Source organism: Massilia polaris (genome assembly GCF_012927275.1).
Classification (GTDB): Bacteria; Pseudomonadota; Gammaproteobacteria; order Burkholderiales; family Burkholderiaceae_D; genus Telluria_A; species Telluria_A polaris.
The window spans coordinates 315,963-334,312 of the sequence record NZ_JABBGG010000004.1; the positions used below are offsets into that span (position 1 = coordinate 315,963).

The window sequence follows — 18,350 nt, forward strand, 5'->3', positions numbered from 1 at the left end:
GTTAAATTCGTTGGTGGGTCAAACGGTGCGGGCTGATTACTTGACCAGCACGGCCATGATGTCTTCTTCGCGCATCACGAGCAGTTCTTCGCCGTCAACTTTGACGGTCTGGCCCGAGTATTTGCCGAACAGGACGCGGTCGCCGACTTTGACTTCCAGCGGACGCACATTGCCGTTTTCCTGCACTTTGCCATTGCCGACGGCGAGGATCTCGCCTTGGTCCGGCTTTTCTGCGGCTGCATCAGGGATGATCAGGCCGGACGCAGTTTTGGTTTCCTGGTCGAGACGCTTGACGATGACGCGATCGTGCAAAGGGCGAAGGTTCATGCATAACTCCTTAGTTATCAATGGTTTGACTTGCTATCGGCAGAAGCTGCGCTGGGCTGCTTCCTGTCGTAAATGTGCCGTTCCAGTGACTGCAACGGCCAGAAAGAGTTGTTAGCACTCTCTACTAACGAGTGCTAATTATAGGGACGGTCATGGTGGTTTTCAAGGCGCTAAGGTATTTATTTAACTGAAAGACTTGAGTTTGCGCAAATGCGGCACCGCTGCATCGCCTGTTGCCGTACAGATTGGATGAATAAACGGCGCTAACGTACTGAATCGGTTGACGGAAATTCCCCGACACCCCTATAGTTATGGGATGATTTCCGAATTCCAAGAACTTTCCGACAAAATCGACCGGCTTGCCGAGATGACGATGTCGCTCCGCCGCGAGAATGCCGCCTTGCGCCAGTCCAACACGCTGCTCGGCCGTGAAAACGAAGCCTTCATGGAGCGCCTGTCCGAAGCCCAGCGCCGGGTCGAGGCCCTGCTGGCCCAGCTGCCTGCGGCTGATGCCGCCGACGACGCAACCACCCAGGAGGCCGCGCAATGATCCATCTCGACGTCACCATCATGGGCACCCCGTACCGCCTGGTATGCAAGGAAGGCGAGCAGGCCACGCTGAGGGAAGCGGTGGCCTACCTCGACGCCAAGATGACCTCGCTGCGCGACTCGGGCAAGGTGAAAGGCAACGACCGCATCGCCGTCATGGCCGCGATCAGTGTCGCCGCCGAATTCCTGTCGGTGAAATCGCCGCAAGGAGGCCCGCTTTCGGACATGTCGATCCTGGAAGTCAAGCAGAAACTGAGCGCGATGCACACAGTGTTAGACAGCGCCCTCACGCCGCAGGAAAATCTGTTTTAAGAGCCCAAATTCGTTTGACACGGCGACGCATCGGAGTAAACTCCGTTCCACCCTGCGGTGTTCGCGATTGCCATATATTCCTTGAACCATTTATGTGCATCGGTTGCGGAATTTTGTTCGATGGGCGTGAGCGTCGCTAGTCCGACGAACCCGAAATTGAACTAACTGTGACCACCTTGAACCATCAGGTTCGGGATGCCGGCAAAAACGGCACAGGCGGGGCTCTTATTCCAGAAGCGGTTGCAAGCATTCGGTGCGCAACCGTTTTTTTTTATGGGCGCGCGATTAAGAATTGATGGAGTGTGGAGATGGCGTATTGGTTGATGAAATCGGAGCCGGACGAAGTCAGTTTCGCTGACGTACTGGCGGCGCCGCAGAAAACGGTGGCGTGGTTCGGCGTGCGCAATTACCAGGCGCGTAATTTCATGCGCGACCAGATGAAGGCCGGCGACGGCGTGCTGTTCTATCACTCCAGCTGCGCGGTGCCGGGTGTGGCCGGGATTGCGGAAGTGGTCAGCGGACCGTATCCGGACGCCTCGCAGTTCGACAAGAAAAGCCATTATTTCGATCCGAAAGCGACGCTTGAACAGCCGCGCTGGATTTCGGTCGACGTCAAGGCGGTGGAAGAGGGCAGCTATCTGCCGCTGTCGGAAATGCGCAGCATGCCGGCGCTGGAGGATATGGTTTTGCTGCAGAAGGGGAGCCGGCTGTCGATTACGCCGGTGACCGTGCCGCAATGGAAAACGGTGCTCAAGCGCCTGCGGGCGGGCAGCTGATGGATTGGAGTTTAGTCGGCATACTGCTCATCATGGGGACCGCGGGCGGCTTTGCAGCGGGCCTGCTTGGAATTGGCGGCGGCATGGTGCTGGTGCCGTTTATTACGATGATCTTTACGGCGCGAGGCTTTCCGCCGGAGCTGGTCGTGCACATGGCGATTGCCACGTCGCTGGCGACCATCATGTTCACATCGCTGTCATCGGTGCGCGCGCATCACAAGCATGGTGCGGTGCTGTGGCCCGTGGTTCGCATGCTTGCGCCCGGGATTCTGATCGGATCGTGGATCGGGCCGTGGATCGGCAAGCAGCTCGATGCATCCGCGCTGGCGCTGGTGTTCGCGCTGTTTGTCGCTTTCTCCGCGACCCAGATGCTGGTGGATAAGAAACCGCAAGCCTCGCGCGATTTACCGAAGGCGCCTGGCATGTTTGCGGCGGGCGGCGTTATCGGCATCGTCGCGGGACTGGTTGGCGCGGGCGGGGGTTTTATCTCGGTGCCGTTTATGAGCTGGTGTAACGTGAAGATCCATAATGCGGTGGCTACCAGTGCGGCGCTCGGATTTCCGATTGCGTTGGCCGGCACGCTGTCGAATGTTTATTTTGGATTGGGCGAGACACGGTTGCCTGAATATTCGCTCGGGTATATTTATTTGCCGGCGCTGGTGGTGATTGCGGCGGCCAGTATGACAATGGCGCCGCTGGGTGCGCGGACCGCGCACAAAATGCCGGTCGCGAAATTGAAGCGGATATTTGCCGTGATTTTATATGCGCTTGCCGTGTATATGTTCTGGAAGGCGTTTGCGTAGACGCGATGCAAATTGGCGGACGATCCGAAAGTCCCGCACCTGCGCGTTCGTCAGCCCAGGGACTTTGCCATTTTGATCAGCGGGATTTCCACGCCGTTGACGTCTACGGGATTGGGCGCCACTGCCTGGTAGCCGTTTGCTTCGTACAGCGGCACGCCGCTCATCGTTGCCATTAACCCGACCCGCGCGAAACCTTCGGCGGCTGCAGCTGTCTCACACATGGCGAGAATGATCTTCGCCACGCCTTGGCGTGCGAAGTCGGGGTGCGTGTACATCGCCCGCACTCGCGCCGGGTCGCGCGCTGGATCGAGCAGGGCGGGGTCGCGCGCGTGCACGCTGTTGTCGCCACCGTAGAGCGTGGCGCGCTTGCTCCATCCGCCACATCCCACGATCCGCCCGTCGCATTCGACGACGAAATAGGTGCCGTCGCGCACCAACTGGGTGTCGAGGCTCATGATCGCGCGGCTGGCCTCGATCTGCGCGTCGGTCAGGAAGGATTTTTGCAGCGTTCCCACCGACGCGGAAATCAGCGCCGGCAATTCGGGCAGGTCCCTTTCTTCAGCCAGGCGGACGGTGAATTTGGCCATGGCAGGTCAGGCGCGAACCGGCCGCCCGCCTTCGCGCGAATACGCCCACACCAATATCGCGATCGCGGCGACGATCATCGGCAGCGACAACATCTGGCCCGACGTGATCGGAACGCCGGCAACGGTGACCTGCCAATCCGGGACGCGGAAGTATTCGGTAAAGAAGCGTGCACAGCCATACAGCAAGGTGAACATCGCGCCGACCGCCAGGCGCGGACGTGCCTTGCGCGCATAGATCCACAGGAAGATGAACACCAGCACACCATCGATCAGGGCCTGGTACAGCGGCGACGGATGGCGCGGACCGTCGACGCCAGGCCATAGCATGGCCCACGGCAGGCTCGGGTCAGCGAGGCGGCCGGGCAGTTCCGCATTGATGAAGTTGCCGATGCGACCCGCAGCATAGCCAAGCGGCACCAGCGGCGCGATGAAGTCATACACATCGAGCACGTTGCGCCTAGACTTGCGCGCCCACAGCGACATGGCGATCATCACGCCAATGAAGCCGCCGTGGAAGGACATGCCGCCGTGCCACACCTTGAGAATTTCGATCGGGTTAGCGAAGAAATAATCAGGGCGGTAGAACAACACCTCGCCAAGCCGGCCGCCGATCACCACACCGAGCATGCCGTAGAACAGCATGTCGTCGAGGTCTTCGTTCTTCCAGCCCTGCGCGGCGATGTGCGGCTGCTTGATGCGCACGCGGCCGAGCAGCAGGAACAGGCCGAACGCCACCACGTACATCAGGCCGTACCAGTGGATGGCCACCGGGCCGAGTTGAAGGGCTACGGGATCCGGCATCGGATGGGTCAGCATGTCAGTATATTCTTTCTTAATAGGTCGAGGAATCCTTGCAGCACGGGCGACGTGTTATCGCGGCGCCAGGCCAGGCCTGTTTCCACCAATGGCGTCGGGTCGTGCAACGCCCGGTATTCTACGCCGGGGCGCATCAGGTTGCTGACGGATTGTGGCACAAGTGCCAAGCCCATGCCCGCCGATACGAGGCTGACGATGGTCTGCATCTGGATCGCCTCCTGCCCGACCTCCGGCGTGATGCCTGCCGCGCGGAAAACGGCGAGGATGGCGTCGTGCAACGCTGGCGCGATCGGACGCGGGAAGATGATCAGCGGCAGACGCGGCAAGTCTTTCAGCCAGACTGGGCCGGGAATGCCGAGCGCATCGAGGCCGACCGGCGCGGCGAGGATCAGCGGTTCGTCGAGCACTTTCAGGTAGTCGAGGATGGGCAATGCTTTTTCGGGCAGCGGGGGAATGATCAGGCCGGCGTCGATACGTTCACGCAGCAAATCGTCAACCTGCACGTCGGAGGTGGCCTCCTGCAGCACGATCTGCACCTGCGGAAAGGCGGCGCGGTAGTTGCGCAGGAATGGCGGCAGTACGCTGTAGTCGGCCGACGATACGAAAGCAAGCGACAGGCGGCCCGACTCGCCGCTGGCCGCGCGTGACACCAGTCGGGGAATTTCCGCCGCCTGTGCGAGCATGCGGCGCGCCTCGGGCAGCAATGCCCCGCCAGCGGGCGCGAGCGTTACCGCGCGGCGGTTGCGCACGAACAGCGGGGTGCCGAGCATATCCTCCAGCGCGTGGATCGCCTGCGACAGGGGAGGCTGGGTCATATGAAGCCGGTCGGCCGCCTTGCCGAAGTGCAGTTCCTCGGCGACGGCGACGAAGTAGCGGAGTTGTCGAAGTTCCAGGTTCATCGATATGATTCTCGTTATGTATTGCGCGCTGTGATATTCGAAGCGTATCACAGACCGAGCATTTGGTATTTGACTTGCGAGGGTGCTGGGGGCATTCTGGCAAGATCAGAGAACAGGAGCCCACCATGGCTGACACGCCTCGCTACAACCGCCGGTCCCGCAACGTCACCGAAGGCGTCGCGCGCAGCCCGAACCGTTCCATGTATTACGCGCTGGGCTACCAGGAAGCCGACTTCGACAAGCCGATGATCGGCATCGCCAACGGACACTCAACCATCACGCCATGCAACTCAGGCCTCCAAAAACTTGCCGACATCGCCATCAGCGCGGTGCGCGAAGCGGGCGCCAATCCGCAAGTGTTCGGCACGCCGACGATCTCGGACGGCATGTCGATGGGCACCGAAGGCATGAAATATTCGCTCATCTCCCGCGAAGTGATCGCTGACTGCATCGAAACCGCAGTCAATGGGCAGTGGATGGATGGCATCATGGCAATCGGCGGCTGCGACAAGAACATGCCGGGCGGGATGATCGCGATGGCGCGCACCAACGTTCCGGCGATCTACGTCTACGGCGGCACCATCAAGCCGGGCAACTGGAAGGGCAAGGACCTGACGATCGTATCGTCGTTCGAAGCGGTCGGCGAATATACCGCGGGGCGCATGTCGAAGGAAGACTTCGATGGCATCGAACGCAACGCCTGCCCGTCGTCGGGCTCGTGCGGCGGCATGTACACGGCAAACACGATGTCGTCCTCATTCGAAGCGCTCGGCATGTCGCTGATGTACTCGTCGACCATGGCCAATCCGGACGACGAGAAGGTCGGTTCGGCGGCCGAGTCGGCCCGCGTTCTGGTCGAAGCCGTCAAGCGCGACCTCAAACCGCGCGACATCATCACGCGCGAATCGATCGAAAACGCGGTCGCGCTGATCATGGCCACGGGCGGCTCGACCAATGCCGTGCTGCACTACCTGGCGATCGCGCACGCGGCCGAAGTCGAATGGACCATCGACGACTTCGAGCGTATGCGCCGCAAGGTGCCGGTCATCTGCAACCTGAAGCCGTCGGGGCAGTATGTCGCGACGGACCTGCACAAGGCCGGCGGCATCCCGCAAGTGCTCAAGCTGCTGCTCGACGGCGGCCTGCTGAACGGGAATTGCATAACCATCACCGGCCGTACTTTGGCGGAAGAACTGGCCAGTGTGCCGGCGCTCAATCCGAACCAGGACGTCATCCGCCCGCTCGACAAGGCTTTGTATGCGCAGGGACACCTGGCCATACTGAAGGGCAACCTGTCGCCGGAAGGCTGCGTCGCCAAGATCACGGGCCTGAAGAACCCGGCGATTACCGGGCCCGCGCGCGTGTTCAACGACGAATATGCGGCGATGGAAGCGATTCTGGCGGACCAGATCAAGCCCGGCGACGTGCTGGTAATGCGCTATCTGGGGCCAAAGGGCGGGCCGGGCATGCCCGAAATGCTCGCGCCGACTTCGGCGCTGATCGGCAAGGGCATGGGCGACTCGGTCGGATTGATCACGGACGGTCGCTTCTCGGGCGGAACCTGGGGAATGGTGGTTGGGCACGTCTCGCCGGAAGCGTTCGACGGCGGCACGATTGCGCTGGTACAGGAAGGGGACTCGGTGACAATCGACGCCCACAAGCTGCTGATCCAGCTCAACGTCCCCGACCAAGAAATCGCCCGCCGCCGCGCCGAATGGAAGCAGCCTGCGCCGCGCTACACCCGCGGCGTGCTGGCAAAGTTTGCCGCGCTGACATCGACCGCCAGCAAGGGCGCCGTCACCGGCTGACAAGCTCGTCGCTTAAGCAATTCGGGGTCTGTCCCTGGGGACGGACCCCGATTTAGCGAAACGTTACTTGCGGGTCTTGTCGAAGCTTTGCTTGACGCGGTCTTTGCGGCGCTGTTCGTCGACGTCGTGCTGCTTTTTCTTGTCCAGGCCGAGTATCTTTTCGATGAACTCGAACCAGATGAACGCAACCACCATCAGTCCAACAATCCACCACCACGAAATCTCGGCGAATCGCCAGACTTCGAAGTAGCGCAGTCCGACCAGTAAAACAATGAGAATGATGAGTGGCATGAGGAGACTCCTTTTCTTAGCTGCATCTTACAAAGTTTCGCTGAGGCCGTGGTGATTTTTGGTGTGTCCTGGGTGCAACATCTGGTCAACCGGGGAGAGGGCTGGCGCGTTATGGAATACAAGAGGGCGCATGTGAGCGCGTGGTTTACGCGGTAAAATGCAGCCTGAAGTTTTTGTTATCTTGGAGAAATAAATGAAACGGTCCCTGTTGGTAGTTGTGGCGATGTCGGCGCTTGCTTCTTCGAGCGCCATGGCGAATGCAGACCTGGCCAAGGCCAAGAACTGCATGGCGTGCCACGCGGTTGCAAACAAGCTGGTCGGCCCTGCGTTCAAGGATGTGGCTGCCAAGTACGCCGGCCAGAAAGACGCTGAAGCGAAACTGACTGGCAAAGTGCTGAAGGGCGGCTCCGGCGCCTGGGGCGCGGTCCCGATGCCAGCCAATCCACAGGTGAGCGACGCTGAAGCGAAGACCCTGATCAAGTGGGTCCTGGCGCAGAAGTAATCTTCCGCATCCAATGAAAAACGCGCCATCGGCGCGTTTTTTACGTCCATCGCTTCCTCTCCGGGAAAAATCCTCCCCGACGAGGCTGATGCGATTAGTAGATGACGTCCATCTTGGTCTTCTTGCCGCCCTTGTAGGTGAACAGGGTCAGCGCGCCGTTCTGGAGGTCGCCCTTCGGGTCGAACTGGATGTTGCCGGTCACGCCCTGGTACTTGATCTTCTTCAGTTCAGGCAGGTACTTGGCAGGATCGGCCGAGTTGGCGTTCTTCATCGCGGTCGCCATCACCATCACAGCGTCGTACACATATGGCGCGTACAGCTGGACGTCGATGTTGTACTTCTTCTTGTAGCGCGCCTGGAAGTCGCTCATGGCCTTCTCCTGCGGGCCCTTGACGCCGCCTGCTTCAGCGCAGGTGACATTGCTTTCACCCAGGCCGTCGCCAGCCAGGCGTGACAGCGCTTCGGTGCAGATGCCGTCGCCGCCCATGAATTTCGCCTGGATGCCCAGCGCCTTCATTTGCTTGAGCATCGGGCCGCCAACTGCGTCCATGCCGCCGAAGAAAATCAGGTCGGGCTTCTTGGCCTTGATCGACGTCAGGATGGCGGTGAAGTCGGTTGCGTTCGGGTTGGTGAATTCTTTGCCGACGATCTTCACGCCTGGGAATTTCTTCTTCGCGCCTTTGACGAATTCGTCAGCCACGCCCTGGCCGTAGGCCGAGCGGTCGTCGATCACGGCGATGTTCTTGGCTTTCAGGGTGTCGACCGCGTAGGAGCCCAGCGTGCCGCCCAGTTTGTTGTCGTTCGCGACCACGCGGAATGCCGACTTGAAGCCCTGCTTGGTGTATTGCGGGGTGGTTGCCGATGGCGAAATCTGTGGGATGCCGGCGTCGTGGTAGATCTTCGATGCAGGAACGGTGGTACCCGAGTTCAGGTGGCCGATCACGCCGTGCACTTTGGCGTCGACCAGTTTCTGGGCGACCGCGGTGCCTTGCTTTGGATCGGCGCCGTCGTCTTCCAGCAGCAGTTCGAGTTTCACTTTCTTGCCGCCGAGCGTGAAGCCCTTGGCGTTCAGTTCCTCGATTGCCATCTTGGCGCCGTTTTCGTTGTCCTTGCCCAGGTGCGCGCTGGCGCCGGAGATCGGGCCAACGTGGCCGATACGGACGACTTCCTGTGCGCTGGCAGAGCCGGCAAAGGCGATCGCGATGGCCAGTGGAATGAGTTTCGTGGTGAACTGCATATACTTCCTCCAATAGGTAGAAAACCAGGCGTTCGTGACGCCTTTATAAATTTTGCGTAGGCAAAAGGTACAACAAATTAAAAGCTTAGCAAAGGCTAAACTTAAATTTTCTTGGCCTTGATGGGGTAACGCACCGCCGGAGGGCGTGGTGCACTGCGATTGTGCTGGATTTGTAAGCAGATGAAAGGGGCGCGACGCAAGGCACATTCCGCCATGCAGCGACTTGGCGGAATGTGCGCTCCGCGCTTTTCCACCCCTACACCCTATATGCAGACGACTCGACGTTTTACTTCTTCAGGGCCTGCAGATGCGCCAGCTCCTGCGCCACCGCCCGCACCACGATTTTCTCAATCGTGTCCTGCAGCCCCTGCTGGATCTCCGCCGTCAGCCCGGCCACCGCGTGCCGCAGCACGTCTTCCATGCTGTCCTTCAGCCGCTGCTCCAGCACGAAGTCCACCCGCCCCTGCAGCTGCTGCAAAATCCGCTCCGTCAGCCGCCGCTCAAGCAGGGTCCACTCAGGCTCGCTCCAGTCCTCGATGGCGCGCTGCTTCAGTTCCGCGTGCAGCGTGTCCTGTACCGGCGCCTCCGCCTCCGCTTTTTCCTCGAAAACCTCAGTCAGTACCGGGATGCTCGCGTCGAAAACCTGGTTGCTCATGTCTGTCCTGCGACGAAATGGGTCAGTGGGTAGGATTGCTGTTTGTACGCGACGTAGCGCTTGCGCCCCGCCGCGGCGTCTTCTTCATCGGTCGAGATAATCTCGAACACGCGCTGGAACCGGTCCACCGTCGACGGCACCCGGCGCGTCAGGTTGACCAGCATGTCGGCATGCGGCAGCTCGGCTTCTTCGTTGTCGGTGACGATGATCGGCGACTGCGGCGCAAGCGCGTCGCCCGCCATTGCATGCGGCAGGAAGTCGGTCTCCGAGAGGTTCCACAAGGCTTCGTTCAGCGCCGCAGCCTGCGCGGCATCCTCCGCCAGCAGCACCAGCTTGCCGCGCGCCGCGTAGGCCTTGCGCGCAAGCCGGCAGGCGTAGGTGAGCTTGTCCGGAATATTGGTGTGGAAGTCGATGCGTGTCATGAGATCAGAATTGGAAGGCTGGCGCCGTGTTGGATTTTTTCTTTTCGCGCGCTGCCGTTTCGCGCGCGGCGGCAGCCGCAGCTTCGGCTTCAGCTACACGCGCCGCTTCGCGCTCAAGGATCTCGGGCGATGGTCCCTTCGCCACCGGCGCCGCCGCGACGGCGTCAGGATGACGGTAGCGCGATGGCAGCATGCTCCTGGCCGGGTACGCAGCATTGGTGAGCGCGCTGTCCCACGCATCGGACTGGAATCCGAGCAGCTTGTTGCGCCCGACCAGCAGCAGCGGCAACTGGCCGTCGCTGCCTGCTTCTTTCAGCTTGTCCTGGTCGGACGCCGTGGTCACCGTCTTCTCGGAAAACGGAATGCCGCGCGCCTTGAGCAGCGCGCGGCCGGCGTCGCAGCCCTGGCATTTAGGCGTTGTGTACAAGGTCACCGGCGCACTACGCGCGACCCGCGCCAGCTCGTAGGGCAGCGGCACCAGCACCGCATCGGCGCCGGCGTATGCCTTGACCTCGGCCTGTTTGGAGGCGGGCGGCGTGTCGCTGTAATGCGTCACACCCTTCGCATCGACCCATTTGTAGACCTGCGCGCTGGCCGCCGCGCCAAGCAGGAGCAGCGCAACGCCAACCGCCGCAGGAATCATCTTTGCCACTTTCATCAGAATTGCTCCGAGAAACCCTGTCCTTCAGGGCAGGGCGTGAAAGGAGCCGGGCGCGTAGCGCCCGCAGCCGTCCAGGTGAAAAAATGTTTTGAACTTGGTTGTTGGGGCATGGTCAAACTCCATAAGTGCTTCAGTATGCGATTACGCGCTGGGGCATGAGTCACCTGCACCGTTTTTTTTCCGATCCGCAGTCGCCTTAGGCGAGGTCGAGAGATATCCTGCGGATTGAATAAGAAGCTGGGCTACTTTCAGTCCGGCTTCCGTCTGGGGCATCAGACGCCAGCAGTGGGAATCCCCTTCCGTTTACGAAGGGGAGGATGTCAAAGTCTCTCCCGCGGCGTGAGGCCCGTTCAGGCCTTCATGCCGCTATGCCGCAACAGGGCGTCGATGTTCGGTTCGCGGCCGCGGAAGGCCTTGAACGATTCCAGCGCGGGGCGCGAGCCGCCGACCGCCAGGATCTCTTGCTGGAAGCGCTTGCCGGTTTCTTCCGACAGTGTGCCGCCACCCGCTTCCACCGCTTCTTCAAAGGCGGCATAGGCGTCCGCGGACAAGACTTCAGCCCACTTGTAGCTATAGTAACCGGCGGCGTACCCGCCTGAGAAGATGTGGCCGAACGAGTGCTGGAAGCGGTTGAACGACGGCGGCATCATCACCGAGAACTTCTCGCGTACTTCGTTGATCAGTTCCTGCACGCTGCGCGCGCTGGCCGGATCGTAGTCGTAGTGCAGGTGCATGTCGACCAGCGAGAACTCGACCTGGCGCAGGGTCTGCATCCCGGACTGGAAATTTTTCGCGGCCAGCATCTTGTCGTACAGCGCGCGCGGCAGCGGTTCGCCCGTCTTCACGTGCGCCGTCAGGTGCTGCAGTACGTCCCACTCCCAGCAGAAGTTCTCAAGGAACTGCGACGGCAGTTCGACCGCGTCCCACTCGACGCCCGAAATGCCCGACACGCCCAGTTCTTCGACTTCGGTCAGCATGTGATGCAGGCCATGGCCGAATTCGTGGAACAGCGTGGTCACTTCATCGTGCGTGAACACCGATGGCTGCAGCTGGCCATCGACTGTCGCCGGCGGCGTGAAGTTGCAGGTCAGGTAGGCGATCGGGGTCTGCACCACGCCGCCGGTATCGAGCTTGCGGCCGCGCGCGTCGTCCATCCAGGCGCCACCGCCCTTGCCGGCGCGGGCGTACAGGTCGAAGTAGAACTGGCCGACCAGTTGGCCGTCGCGTTCGATGCGGTAGAAGCGCACGTCCGGGTGCCACACAGGCGCGGTGTCAGGCTTGATCTCGACCGAGAACAGGCTTTGCACAAGGCGGAACAGGCCGTCGATAACCTTCGGCTCGGGGAAGTACTCCTTCACTTCCTGCGCCGAGAACGCGTAGCGCTGCTCGCGCAGCTTTTCGGATGCGTAGGAGACGTCCCAGGCCTCGAGCTTGTCGATGCCCAGTTCGTCCTTCGCGAAGGCGCGCAGTTCGGCCAGGTCCTTCTCGGCATACGGGCGCGCGCGTTTGGCCAGGTCTTCGAGGAATTCGATCACGTGCTCAGGGCTTTGCGCCATCTTCGGCACCAGCGACACTTCGGCGAAGTTGCGGTAGTCGAGCAGGCGCGCCTCTTCATTGCGCAGCTTCAGCAGGGTCGAAATGTTCTCGCTGTTGTCCCATTTTTCCATCTCGCTGAATAAGCTGCCTTGCTCCGACGCCTTGGTGGCGCTGGCGCGGTAGATCGTTTCGCGCAGGTCGCGCTTGTCGGCGAACTGCAGCAGCGGGAAGTAGGATGGGAAGTGCAGCGTGAACAGGAAGCCAGTTTTGCCCTCGGCTTCGGCGGCAGCGCGCGCGGCCTGCTTGACGTCGTCCGGCACGCCGGCCAGGTCGCCTTCGCTGTCGACCAGCAGCTTGTAGTCGTTGGTCGCGTCCAGCACGTTCTCGGAGAAGCGGGTCGACACGGCGGCCTGCTGTTCCTGGATGTCGGCGAAGCGTTCCTTGCGGTCGGCCGGCAGTTCGGCGCCGCCGAGGCGGAAGTCGCGCACCGCGTTACCGACCAGTTTCTGGCGCGCCGCCGACAGCGTCGAAAACTCTGGGCTGGCAGCGATCGCCTTGTACTTGGCGAACAGCGCTTCGTTCTGCGCCAGCGCGGTCCAGAACTCGGTCACTTTCGGCAGGTTCTCGTTGTAGGTGGCGCGCAGTTCAGGCGTATCGGCCACGTTGTTCAGGTGGTTGACGATGCCCCAGGCGCGGCCCAGGCGTTCGGTCGATTCCTCCAGCGGCACGACGAAGTTTTCCCACGTGACGTTATCGCTCGGCGCTTCGAGGCTGGCGACGACCGCGCTGGCCTTGGCGATCAGTTCATCGACCGCAGGTCCTACGTGTTCGGGCTTGAATTGATCGAAGCGCGGCAGGCCGGAAAAGTCGAGGAGGGGATTTGCATTCGTAGTCGTCATGTCATTTTCCAGTTCGTTGTTCGCGGCCTTGCCGCGTTCTTAGGTTCGTTCGGCCGCTTCCACCGTATTCATCAGCAGCATCGTAATCGTCATCGGTCCGACGCCGCCCGGCACCGGGGTGATGAAGGAGGCCACTTCGCGCACGTTGGCGGTGTCGACGTCGCCACACAGCTTGCCGTTGTCGTCGCGGTTCATGCCGACGTCGATGACGACCGCGCCCGGCTTGACCATGTCGGCGGTCAGCGTGTTGCGGCGTCCGACCGCGGCGACCACGACGTCTGCCTGGCGCGTATGGTAGGCCAGGTCCGGCGTCGCGCTATGGCATATGGTCACGGTGGCGTTGGCTTGCAAGAGCAGCAGGCCCATTGGCTTGCCGACCGTGTTGCTGCGGCCGATGACCACCGCATGTTTGCCGCGCAGGTCGATGCCGGTGCTTTCGATCAGTTTCATGCAACCGTACGGGGTGCATGGACGGAAGCCGGTCAGGCCGGTCATCAGCTCTCCGGCGGACAGCACCGAGTAGCCGTCGACGTCCTTGGTGGTCGAAATCGCTTCGATCACCTTGTGCGGGTTGATGTGCTTCGGCAGCGGCATCTGCACAAGGATACCGTGAATCGACGGATCGGCGTTCAGCGACGCGATGCGGTCGAGCAGGGCCGCTTCGCTCAGGTCGGCGTCGTACTTTTCGAGCACCGAGTGGAAGCCGACGTCGCCGCAGGCCTTGACCTTGTTGCGTACATATACCTGGCTGGCCGGATCTTCGCCTACCAGGATGACGGCCAGGCCGGGCTGCTTGCCCTTGGCCGTAAGCGCCGCGGCGCGCTGGGCGATTTCCGAGCGCAGTTGTTGGGAGAGGGCGATTCCGTCGATCAGTTGAGCAGGCATGATTGTCAATAGGGCAGGGAAAATAGCGATTATAAGGCGTGGGAGCTATCGCTGCCCTGATGCCGGTACGTATATTCCACAATATGAAACGATCTTCCGCAATTTGAAAATCTTTAAGAGTGCTGTTAGAATTCCCACACTAATTAATGGTATTTTCAGACACTTAGCAAAAACGTCCAACTGCGGTCCCGCGGATCGGGTAGGGCACTAACAAAGGAGACGCACCAATGTCAGCTCAACTCGACCAGTTGACGGCACAAGCCGCCAACGATCCGGACACGCTCGAAACCAGGGAATGGCTCGACGCGCTCGAAGCGGTCATCGAAAACGAAGGCCCTGAACGCGCACACTACCTGATGGAGCGCCTGGTCGACCTGGCCCGCCGCCGCGGCGCCGTCATTCCATTTTCCAGCAATACCGCATACGTCAACACCATCCCCACCCATCTCGAAGAACACTGCCCAGGCAACCTCGAATTCGAAGAGCGCCTGCGCTCGTGGATGCGCTGGAACGCGATGGCGATGGTGGTCAAGGCCAACCGCGCCGATGGCGACCTGGGCGGCCACATTTCGTCGTTCGCCTCGCTGGCGAACATGCTGGGCATCGGTTTCAACCACTTCTGGCGCGCCCCGAGCGAAGGCCATGGCGGCGACCTGCTGTACATCCAGGGCCACTCCTCGCCAGGCATCTACGCGCGCGCCTTCCTCGAAGGCCGCATCACCGAAGACCAGCTGCTGAACTTCCGCCGCGAAGTCGACGGCAAGGGCCTGTCGTCGTACCCGCACCCTAAACTGATGCCGAAGTTCTGGCAGTTCCCGACCGTGTCGATGGGCCTTGGCCCGCTGATGGCGATCTACCAGGCGCGCTTCCTGAAGTACCTGCACGCACGCGGCATCGCCGACACCGAAAACCGCAAGGTCTGGGTCTTCTGCGGCGACGGCGAGATGGACGAGCCGGAATCGATGGGCGCGATCGGCATGGCCTCGCGCGAACGCCTCGACAACCTGGTCATGGTCGTCAACTGCAACCTGCAGCGCCTCGACGGCCCTGTGCGCGGCAACGGCAAGATCATCCAGGAACTCGAAGCGGACTTCCGCGGCGCCGGCTGGAACGTCGTCAAGGTCATCTGGGGCCCGGGCTGGGACGCCCTGCTGGCCCAGGACAAGGACGGCATCCTGCAGCGCGTGATGATGGAAACCGTCGACGGCGAATACCAGAACTACAAGGCCAAGGACGGCGCCTACGTGCGCAAGAACTTCTTCGGCAAGCACCCTGATTTGCTGAAGATGGTCGCCAACATGACCGACGACGACATCTGGCGCCTGACCCGCGGCGGCCACGACCCGCACAAGATCTACGCCGCGTTCAAGAACGCGCAGGACAACAAAGGCACCCCGACCGTGCTGCTGGTGAAGACCGTCAAGGGCTTCGGCATGGGCAAGTCGGGCGAAGCGCGCAACACCGCGCACCAGACCAAGAAGCTGGACGACGAAGCGATCCGCGAAATGCGCGACCGCTTCGCCATCCCGATCCCGGACGACCAGCTGAAGGACATCCCGTTCTTCAAGCCGGCCGAAGATTCGCCGGAAATGCAGTACCTGCATGCACGCCGCAAGGCGCTCGGCGGCTACCTGCCGCAGCGCCGCGAGAAGGCCGAAGAAGTCCTGCCGGTGCCGGAACTGTCGGCATTCAAGAACGTCCTCGACGCCACCGCCGAAGGCCGCGAAATCTCGACCACGCAGGCGTTCGTGCGCATCATCTCGACCTTGCTGCGCGACGAGAACCTGGGCCAGCGCATCGTGCCGATCCTGGTCGACGAATCGCGCACCTTCGGTATGGAAGGCCTGTTCCGCCAGATCGGCATCTTCAACCAGCAGGGCCAGTTGTACGAGCCGGTCGACAAGGACCAGGTCATGTACTACCGCGAAGACAAGGCCGGCCAGATCCTCCAGGAAGGCATCAACGAAGCGGGCGGCATGAGTTCGTGGATCGCAGCGGCGACGTCGTACTCGACCAACAACCGCGTAATGATCCCGTTCTACACGTTCTACTCGATGTTCGGCATGCAGCGCATCGGCGACCTGGCCTGGGCGGCAGGCGACATGCGGGCACGCGGCTTCCTGATGGGCGGCACCGCCGGACGCACCACGCTGAACGGCGAAGGCCTGCAGCACGAAGATGGCCACAGCCACATCATGGCGGCGACCATTCCTAACTGCATGCCGTACGACCCGACCTTCTCGCACGAAGTCGCGGTGATCGTGCAGGACGGCCTGCGCCGCATGGTGGCGGAACAGCAGGATGTGTTCTACTACATCACGCTGATGAACGAGAACTACACGCACCCTGGCCTCAAGCCAGGCAGCGAAGAGGGAATCCTGAAGGGCATGTACCTCCTCTCGGGCGGCGACGCAAACGCCAAGCAGCGCGTGCAGCTGATCGGCTCGGGCACCATCCTGCGCGAATCGATCTTCGCCGCCGAACTGCTGCTGAAGGACTGGGGCATCGCTGCCGACATCTGGTCCGCTCCGTCGCTGACCCTGGTGGCGCGCGATGGCCAGGACGCCGAACGCTGGAACCTGGTCAATCCGACCGCTGCGCCGCGCGTACCGTACGTGACCTCGCTGATGGAAAAGACCAGCGGCCCGATCGTTGCGACGACCGACTACATGCGCCTGTTCGCGGAGCAGATCCGCGCGTTCATGCCGAAGGGCCGCACTTACCGCGTGCTGGGTACCGACGGTTTCGGCCGCTCGGACAGCCGCGTCAAGCTGCGCGAGTTCTTCGAAGTGAACCGCTACTACATCACCGTTGCGGCGCTGAAGTCGCTGGCGGAAGAGGGTACGATCGCCGCGTCGGTTGTCGCTGACGCGGTAGCGAAGTACGGCATCGATCCGAACAAGCCAAATCCGGTGACTCAGTAAATCAGCGCCGTCGTTCCCGTGAAAACGGGAACCCATGCTGACTACGAATAGCCAGCTCAGCATGGGTCCCCGCCTTCGCGGGGACGACGTGGCTAAATCAAATAAGAACGGAGCAACGATATGAGCGTAGTGGAAGTTAAAGTCCCGGATATCGGCGACTTCAAGGAAGTCGAAGTGATCGAGCTGATGGTCAAGCCGGGCGACACCATTAAGGTCGACCAGTCGCTGGCCACGGTCGAATCCGACAAGGCAAGCATGGAGATCCCGTCCAGCCATGCTGGCGTGGTCAAGGAAATCAAGATCAAGGTAGGCGACAAGGTGGCCGAAGGCTCACTGCTGCTGACGCTGGAGGCTGCCGAAGGCGGCGCAGCCGCTGAAGCGCCGGCGGCACCTGCTGCGGCTCCGGCCGCGCCGGCGCCTGCTGCTGCTGCTGCACCAGCTCCGGCCGCAGCGCCAGCACCTGCTGCGGCTCCTGCACCGGCAACGGCAACCGCGGCTGCACCTGCCCCAGTATCGAACGGCAAGGCGCACGCTTCGCCATCGATCCGCAAGTTCGCGCGCGAACTCGGCGTCGACCTGACTCGCGTCCCGGGAAGCGGTCCTAAGGGCCGCATCACCCAGCAAGACGTGCAGAACTTCGTCAAGGGCGTGCTGTCCAGCGGCGCGCCAGGCGACGGCAAAGCTGCCGCCGGCGGTGGCACAGGCGTTGGCCTCGACCTGCTGCCATGGCCATCGCTCGACTTCTCGAAGTTCGGCCCGACCGAACTGCTGCCGCTGTCGCGCATCAAGAAGATCAGCGGACCGAACCTGCATCGCAACTGGGTGATGATCCCGCACGTGACGCAGTTCGACGAGTCCGACGTCACCGACCTCGAACAGTTCCGCGTCGATTCGAACGCTGCGCTGGCGAAGGCCAAGTCGACCGTCAAGCTGACCATGCTGGCGTTCGTGATCAAGGCCAGCGTCGCCGCGTTGAAGAAGTACCCGGCGTTCAACGCATCGATCGACGGCACCGGCGCCAACCTGATCCTCAAGCAGTACTACAACATCGGCTTCGCAGCCGATACCCCGAACGGCCTGATGGTCCCGGTCATCAAGGACGCCGACAAGAAATCGATCTCGCAGATCGCGACCGAAATGGGCGAGCTGTCCGCGAATGCACGTGACGGAAAACTGAGCCCGGCAAACATGCAGGGCGCGACCTTCACGATCTCGTCGCTGGGCGGAATCGGCGGTACGGCGTTCACGCCGATCATCAACGCACCGGAAGTGGCGATCCTTGGCCTGTCCAAGTCGGCCATGAAGCCGGTGTGGGACGGCAAGGCATTCCAGCCGCGCCTGATGCTGCCGCTGTCGCTGTCGTACGACCACCGCGTGATCGACGGCGCGATGGCCGCACGCTTCACTGCATACCTGGCCGAAGTCATGGCCGACCTGCGCAAGTCACTGCTTTAAGGAGAT

General features: G+C 61.7%; 19 protein-coding genes and 1 other RNA gene. 9 read left to right on the forward strand and 11 right to left on the reverse strand.

Annotation, left to right across the window (positions count from 1 at the left end; all coding sequences use genetic code 11):
- Positions 1 to 36: 36 nt before the first annotated feature.
- The gene (gene groES / locus HHL21_RS09365; RefSeq protein ID WP_119809403.1) at positions 37 to 327 is read right to left on the reverse strand and encodes a co-chaperone GroES; all 291 of its coding nucleotides are present in this window, start codon (positions 325 to 327) and stop codon (positions 37 to 39) included.
- A 367-nt stretch (positions 328 to 694) separates the two neighbouring features.
- Here groES and HHL21_RS09370 point away from each other — a divergent pair, with 367 nt between their 5' ends.
- The 5 genes from HHL21_RS09370 (at position 695) to HHL21_RS09390 (ending at position 2,767) form a co-directional block, all read left to right on the forward strand.
- The gene (locus HHL21_RS09370; RefSeq protein WP_308640230.1) at positions 695 to 877 is read left to right on the forward strand and encodes a DUF904 domain-containing protein; all 183 of its coding nucleotides are present in this window, start codon (positions 695 to 697) and stop codon (positions 875 to 877) included.
- Positions 874 to 1,188 (forward strand): cell division protein ZapA, encoded by a 315-nt coding sequence (locus tag HHL21_RS09375; RefSeq protein WP_169465028.1) that lies wholly within the window; start codon positions 874 to 876, stop codon positions 1,186 to 1,188. The genes HHL21_RS09370 and HHL21_RS09375 overlap by 4 nt, the downstream gene beginning before the upstream one ends.
- Positions 1,189 to 1,234: 46 nt before the next feature.
- Positions 1,235 to 1,415, forward strand: a non-coding RNA gene (gene ssrS / locus HHL21_RS09380) — 6S RNA.
- An 81-nt stretch (positions 1,416 to 1,496) separates the two neighbouring features.
- On the forward strand, positions 1,497 to 1,964 hold the full coding sequence (locus HHL21_RS09385) for an EVE domain-containing protein (protein ID WP_169465030.1): 468 nt from the start codon (positions 1,497 to 1,499) through the stop codon (positions 1,962 to 1,964).
- Complete coding sequence (locus HHL21_RS09390) at positions 1,964 to 2,767, forward strand: sulfite exporter TauE/SafE family protein (RefSeq protein WP_169465185.1); 804 nt, start codon at positions 1,964 to 1,966, stop codon at positions 2,765 to 2,767. The genes HHL21_RS09385 and HHL21_RS09390 overlap by 1 nt, the downstream gene beginning before the upstream one ends.
- 50 nt (positions 2,768 to 2,817) lie before the next feature.
- Here the strand turns inward: HHL21_RS09390 and HHL21_RS09395 are convergent, their stop codons facing one another.
- From HHL21_RS09395 to HHL21_RS09405, 3 genes are read right to left on the reverse strand one after another with little or no spacing between them, the layout of a single operon-like run.
- Positions 2,818 to 3,354, reverse strand: coding sequence for a GNAT family N-acetyltransferase (locus HHL21_RS09395; RefSeq protein WP_169465032.1), 537 nt, complete (start codon positions 3,352 to 3,354; stop codon positions 2,818 to 2,820).
- Positions 3,355 to 3,360: 6 nt separating this feature from the next.
- On the reverse strand, positions 3,361 to 4,170 hold the full coding sequence (gene lgt / locus HHL21_RS09400) for a prolipoprotein diacylglyceryl transferase (protein ID WP_169465034.1): 810 nt from the start codon (positions 4,168 to 4,170) through the stop codon (positions 3,361 to 3,363).
- The gene (locus HHL21_RS09405) at positions 4,164 to 5,069 is read right to left on the reverse strand and encodes a LysR family transcriptional regulator (RefSeq protein WP_169465036.1); all 906 of its coding nucleotides are present in this window, start codon (positions 5,067 to 5,069) and stop codon (positions 4,164 to 4,166) included. The genes lgt and HHL21_RS09405 overlap by 7 nt, the downstream gene beginning before the upstream one ends.
- A 125-nt stretch (positions 5,070 to 5,194) precedes the next feature.
- On the opposite strand from HHL21_RS09405, the gene ilvD reads away from it, so the two are divergent.
- Positions 5,195 to 6,877 (forward strand): dihydroxy-acid dehydratase, encoded by a 1,683-nt coding sequence (gene ilvD, locus HHL21_RS09410; protein WP_169465038.1) that lies wholly within the window; start codon positions 5,195 to 5,197, stop codon positions 6,875 to 6,877.
- A gap of 63 nt (positions 6,878 to 6,940) precedes the next feature.
- On the opposite strand, the gene HHL21_RS09415 is transcribed toward ilvD, so the two are convergent.
- Positions 6,941 to 7,168, reverse strand: a complete 228-nt coding sequence (locus tag HHL21_RS09415) for a TIGR04438 family Trp-rich protein (protein WP_169465040.1) — start codon at positions 7,166 to 7,168, stop codon at positions 6,941 to 6,943.
- A 193-nt stretch (positions 7,169 to 7,361) separates the two neighbouring features.
- Between HHL21_RS09415 and HHL21_RS09420 the strand changes: the two genes are divergently transcribed.
- Positions 7,362 to 7,670, forward strand: a complete 309-nt coding sequence (locus HHL21_RS09420; RefSeq protein WP_169465042.1) for a c-type cytochrome — start codon at positions 7,362 to 7,364, stop codon at positions 7,668 to 7,670.
- 94 nt (positions 7,671 to 7,764) lie between these two features.
- Here HHL21_RS09420 and HHL21_RS09425 read toward each other — a convergent pair whose 3' ends face one another.
- The 6 genes from HHL21_RS09425 to folD all read right to left on the reverse strand — a co-directional run bounded on the left by HHL21_RS09425 (position 7,765) and on the right by folD (position 13,965).
- Positions 7,765 to 8,907, reverse strand: a complete 1,143-nt coding sequence (locus HHL21_RS09425) for a branched-chain amino acid ABC transporter substrate-binding protein (RefSeq protein ID WP_169465044.1) — start codon at positions 8,905 to 8,907, stop codon at positions 7,765 to 7,767.
- 286 nt (positions 8,908 to 9,193) lie between these two features.
- A complete protein-coding gene (locus HHL21_RS09430) occupies positions 9,194 to 9,562 on the reverse strand; it encodes a DUF2486 family protein (protein WP_169465046.1) in 369 nt (122 codons plus the stop codon).
- Positions 9,559 to 9,984, reverse strand: a complete 426-nt coding sequence (locus HHL21_RS09435; protein WP_169465048.1) for a DNA polymerase III subunit chi — start codon at positions 9,982 to 9,984, stop codon at positions 9,559 to 9,561. The genes HHL21_RS09430 and HHL21_RS09435 overlap by 4 nt, the downstream gene beginning before the upstream one ends.
- 4 nt (positions 9,985 to 9,988) lie before the next feature.
- Positions 9,989 to 10,642, reverse strand: a complete 654-nt coding sequence (locus HHL21_RS09440) for a glutaredoxin family protein (RefSeq protein ID WP_229496255.1) — start codon at positions 10,640 to 10,642, stop codon at positions 9,989 to 9,991.
- Positions 10,643 to 10,995: 353 nt separating this feature from the next.
- Positions 10,996 to 13,080, reverse strand: coding sequence for a M3 family metallopeptidase (locus HHL21_RS09445; RefSeq protein ID WP_169465050.1), 2,085 nt, complete (start codon positions 13,078 to 13,080; stop codon positions 10,996 to 10,998).
- 39 nt (positions 13,081 to 13,119) lie between these two features.
- The gene (gene folD, locus HHL21_RS09450; protein ID WP_169465052.1) at positions 13,120 to 13,965 is read right to left on the reverse strand and encodes a bifunctional methylenetetrahydrofolate dehydrogenase/methenyltetrahydrofolate cyclohydrolase FolD; all 846 of its coding nucleotides are present in this window, start codon (positions 13,963 to 13,965) and stop codon (positions 13,120 to 13,122) included.
- A gap of 227 nt (positions 13,966 to 14,192) precedes the next feature.
- Here folD and aceE point away from each other — a divergent pair, with 227 nt between their 5' ends.
- On the forward strand, positions 14,193 to 16,889 hold the full coding sequence (gene aceE / locus HHL21_RS09455) for a pyruvate dehydrogenase (acetyl-transferring), homodimeric type (protein WP_169465054.1): 2,697 nt from the start codon (positions 14,193 to 14,195) through the stop codon (positions 16,887 to 16,889).
- A gap of 120 nt (positions 16,890 to 17,009) precedes the next feature.
- On the forward strand, positions 17,010 to 18,344 hold the full coding sequence (aceF, locus tag HHL21_RS09460; RefSeq protein WP_169465056.1) for a dihydrolipoyllysine-residue acetyltransferase: 1,335 nt from the start codon (positions 17,010 to 17,012) through the stop codon (positions 18,342 to 18,344).
- Positions 18,345 to 18,350: the final 6 nt, after the last annotated feature.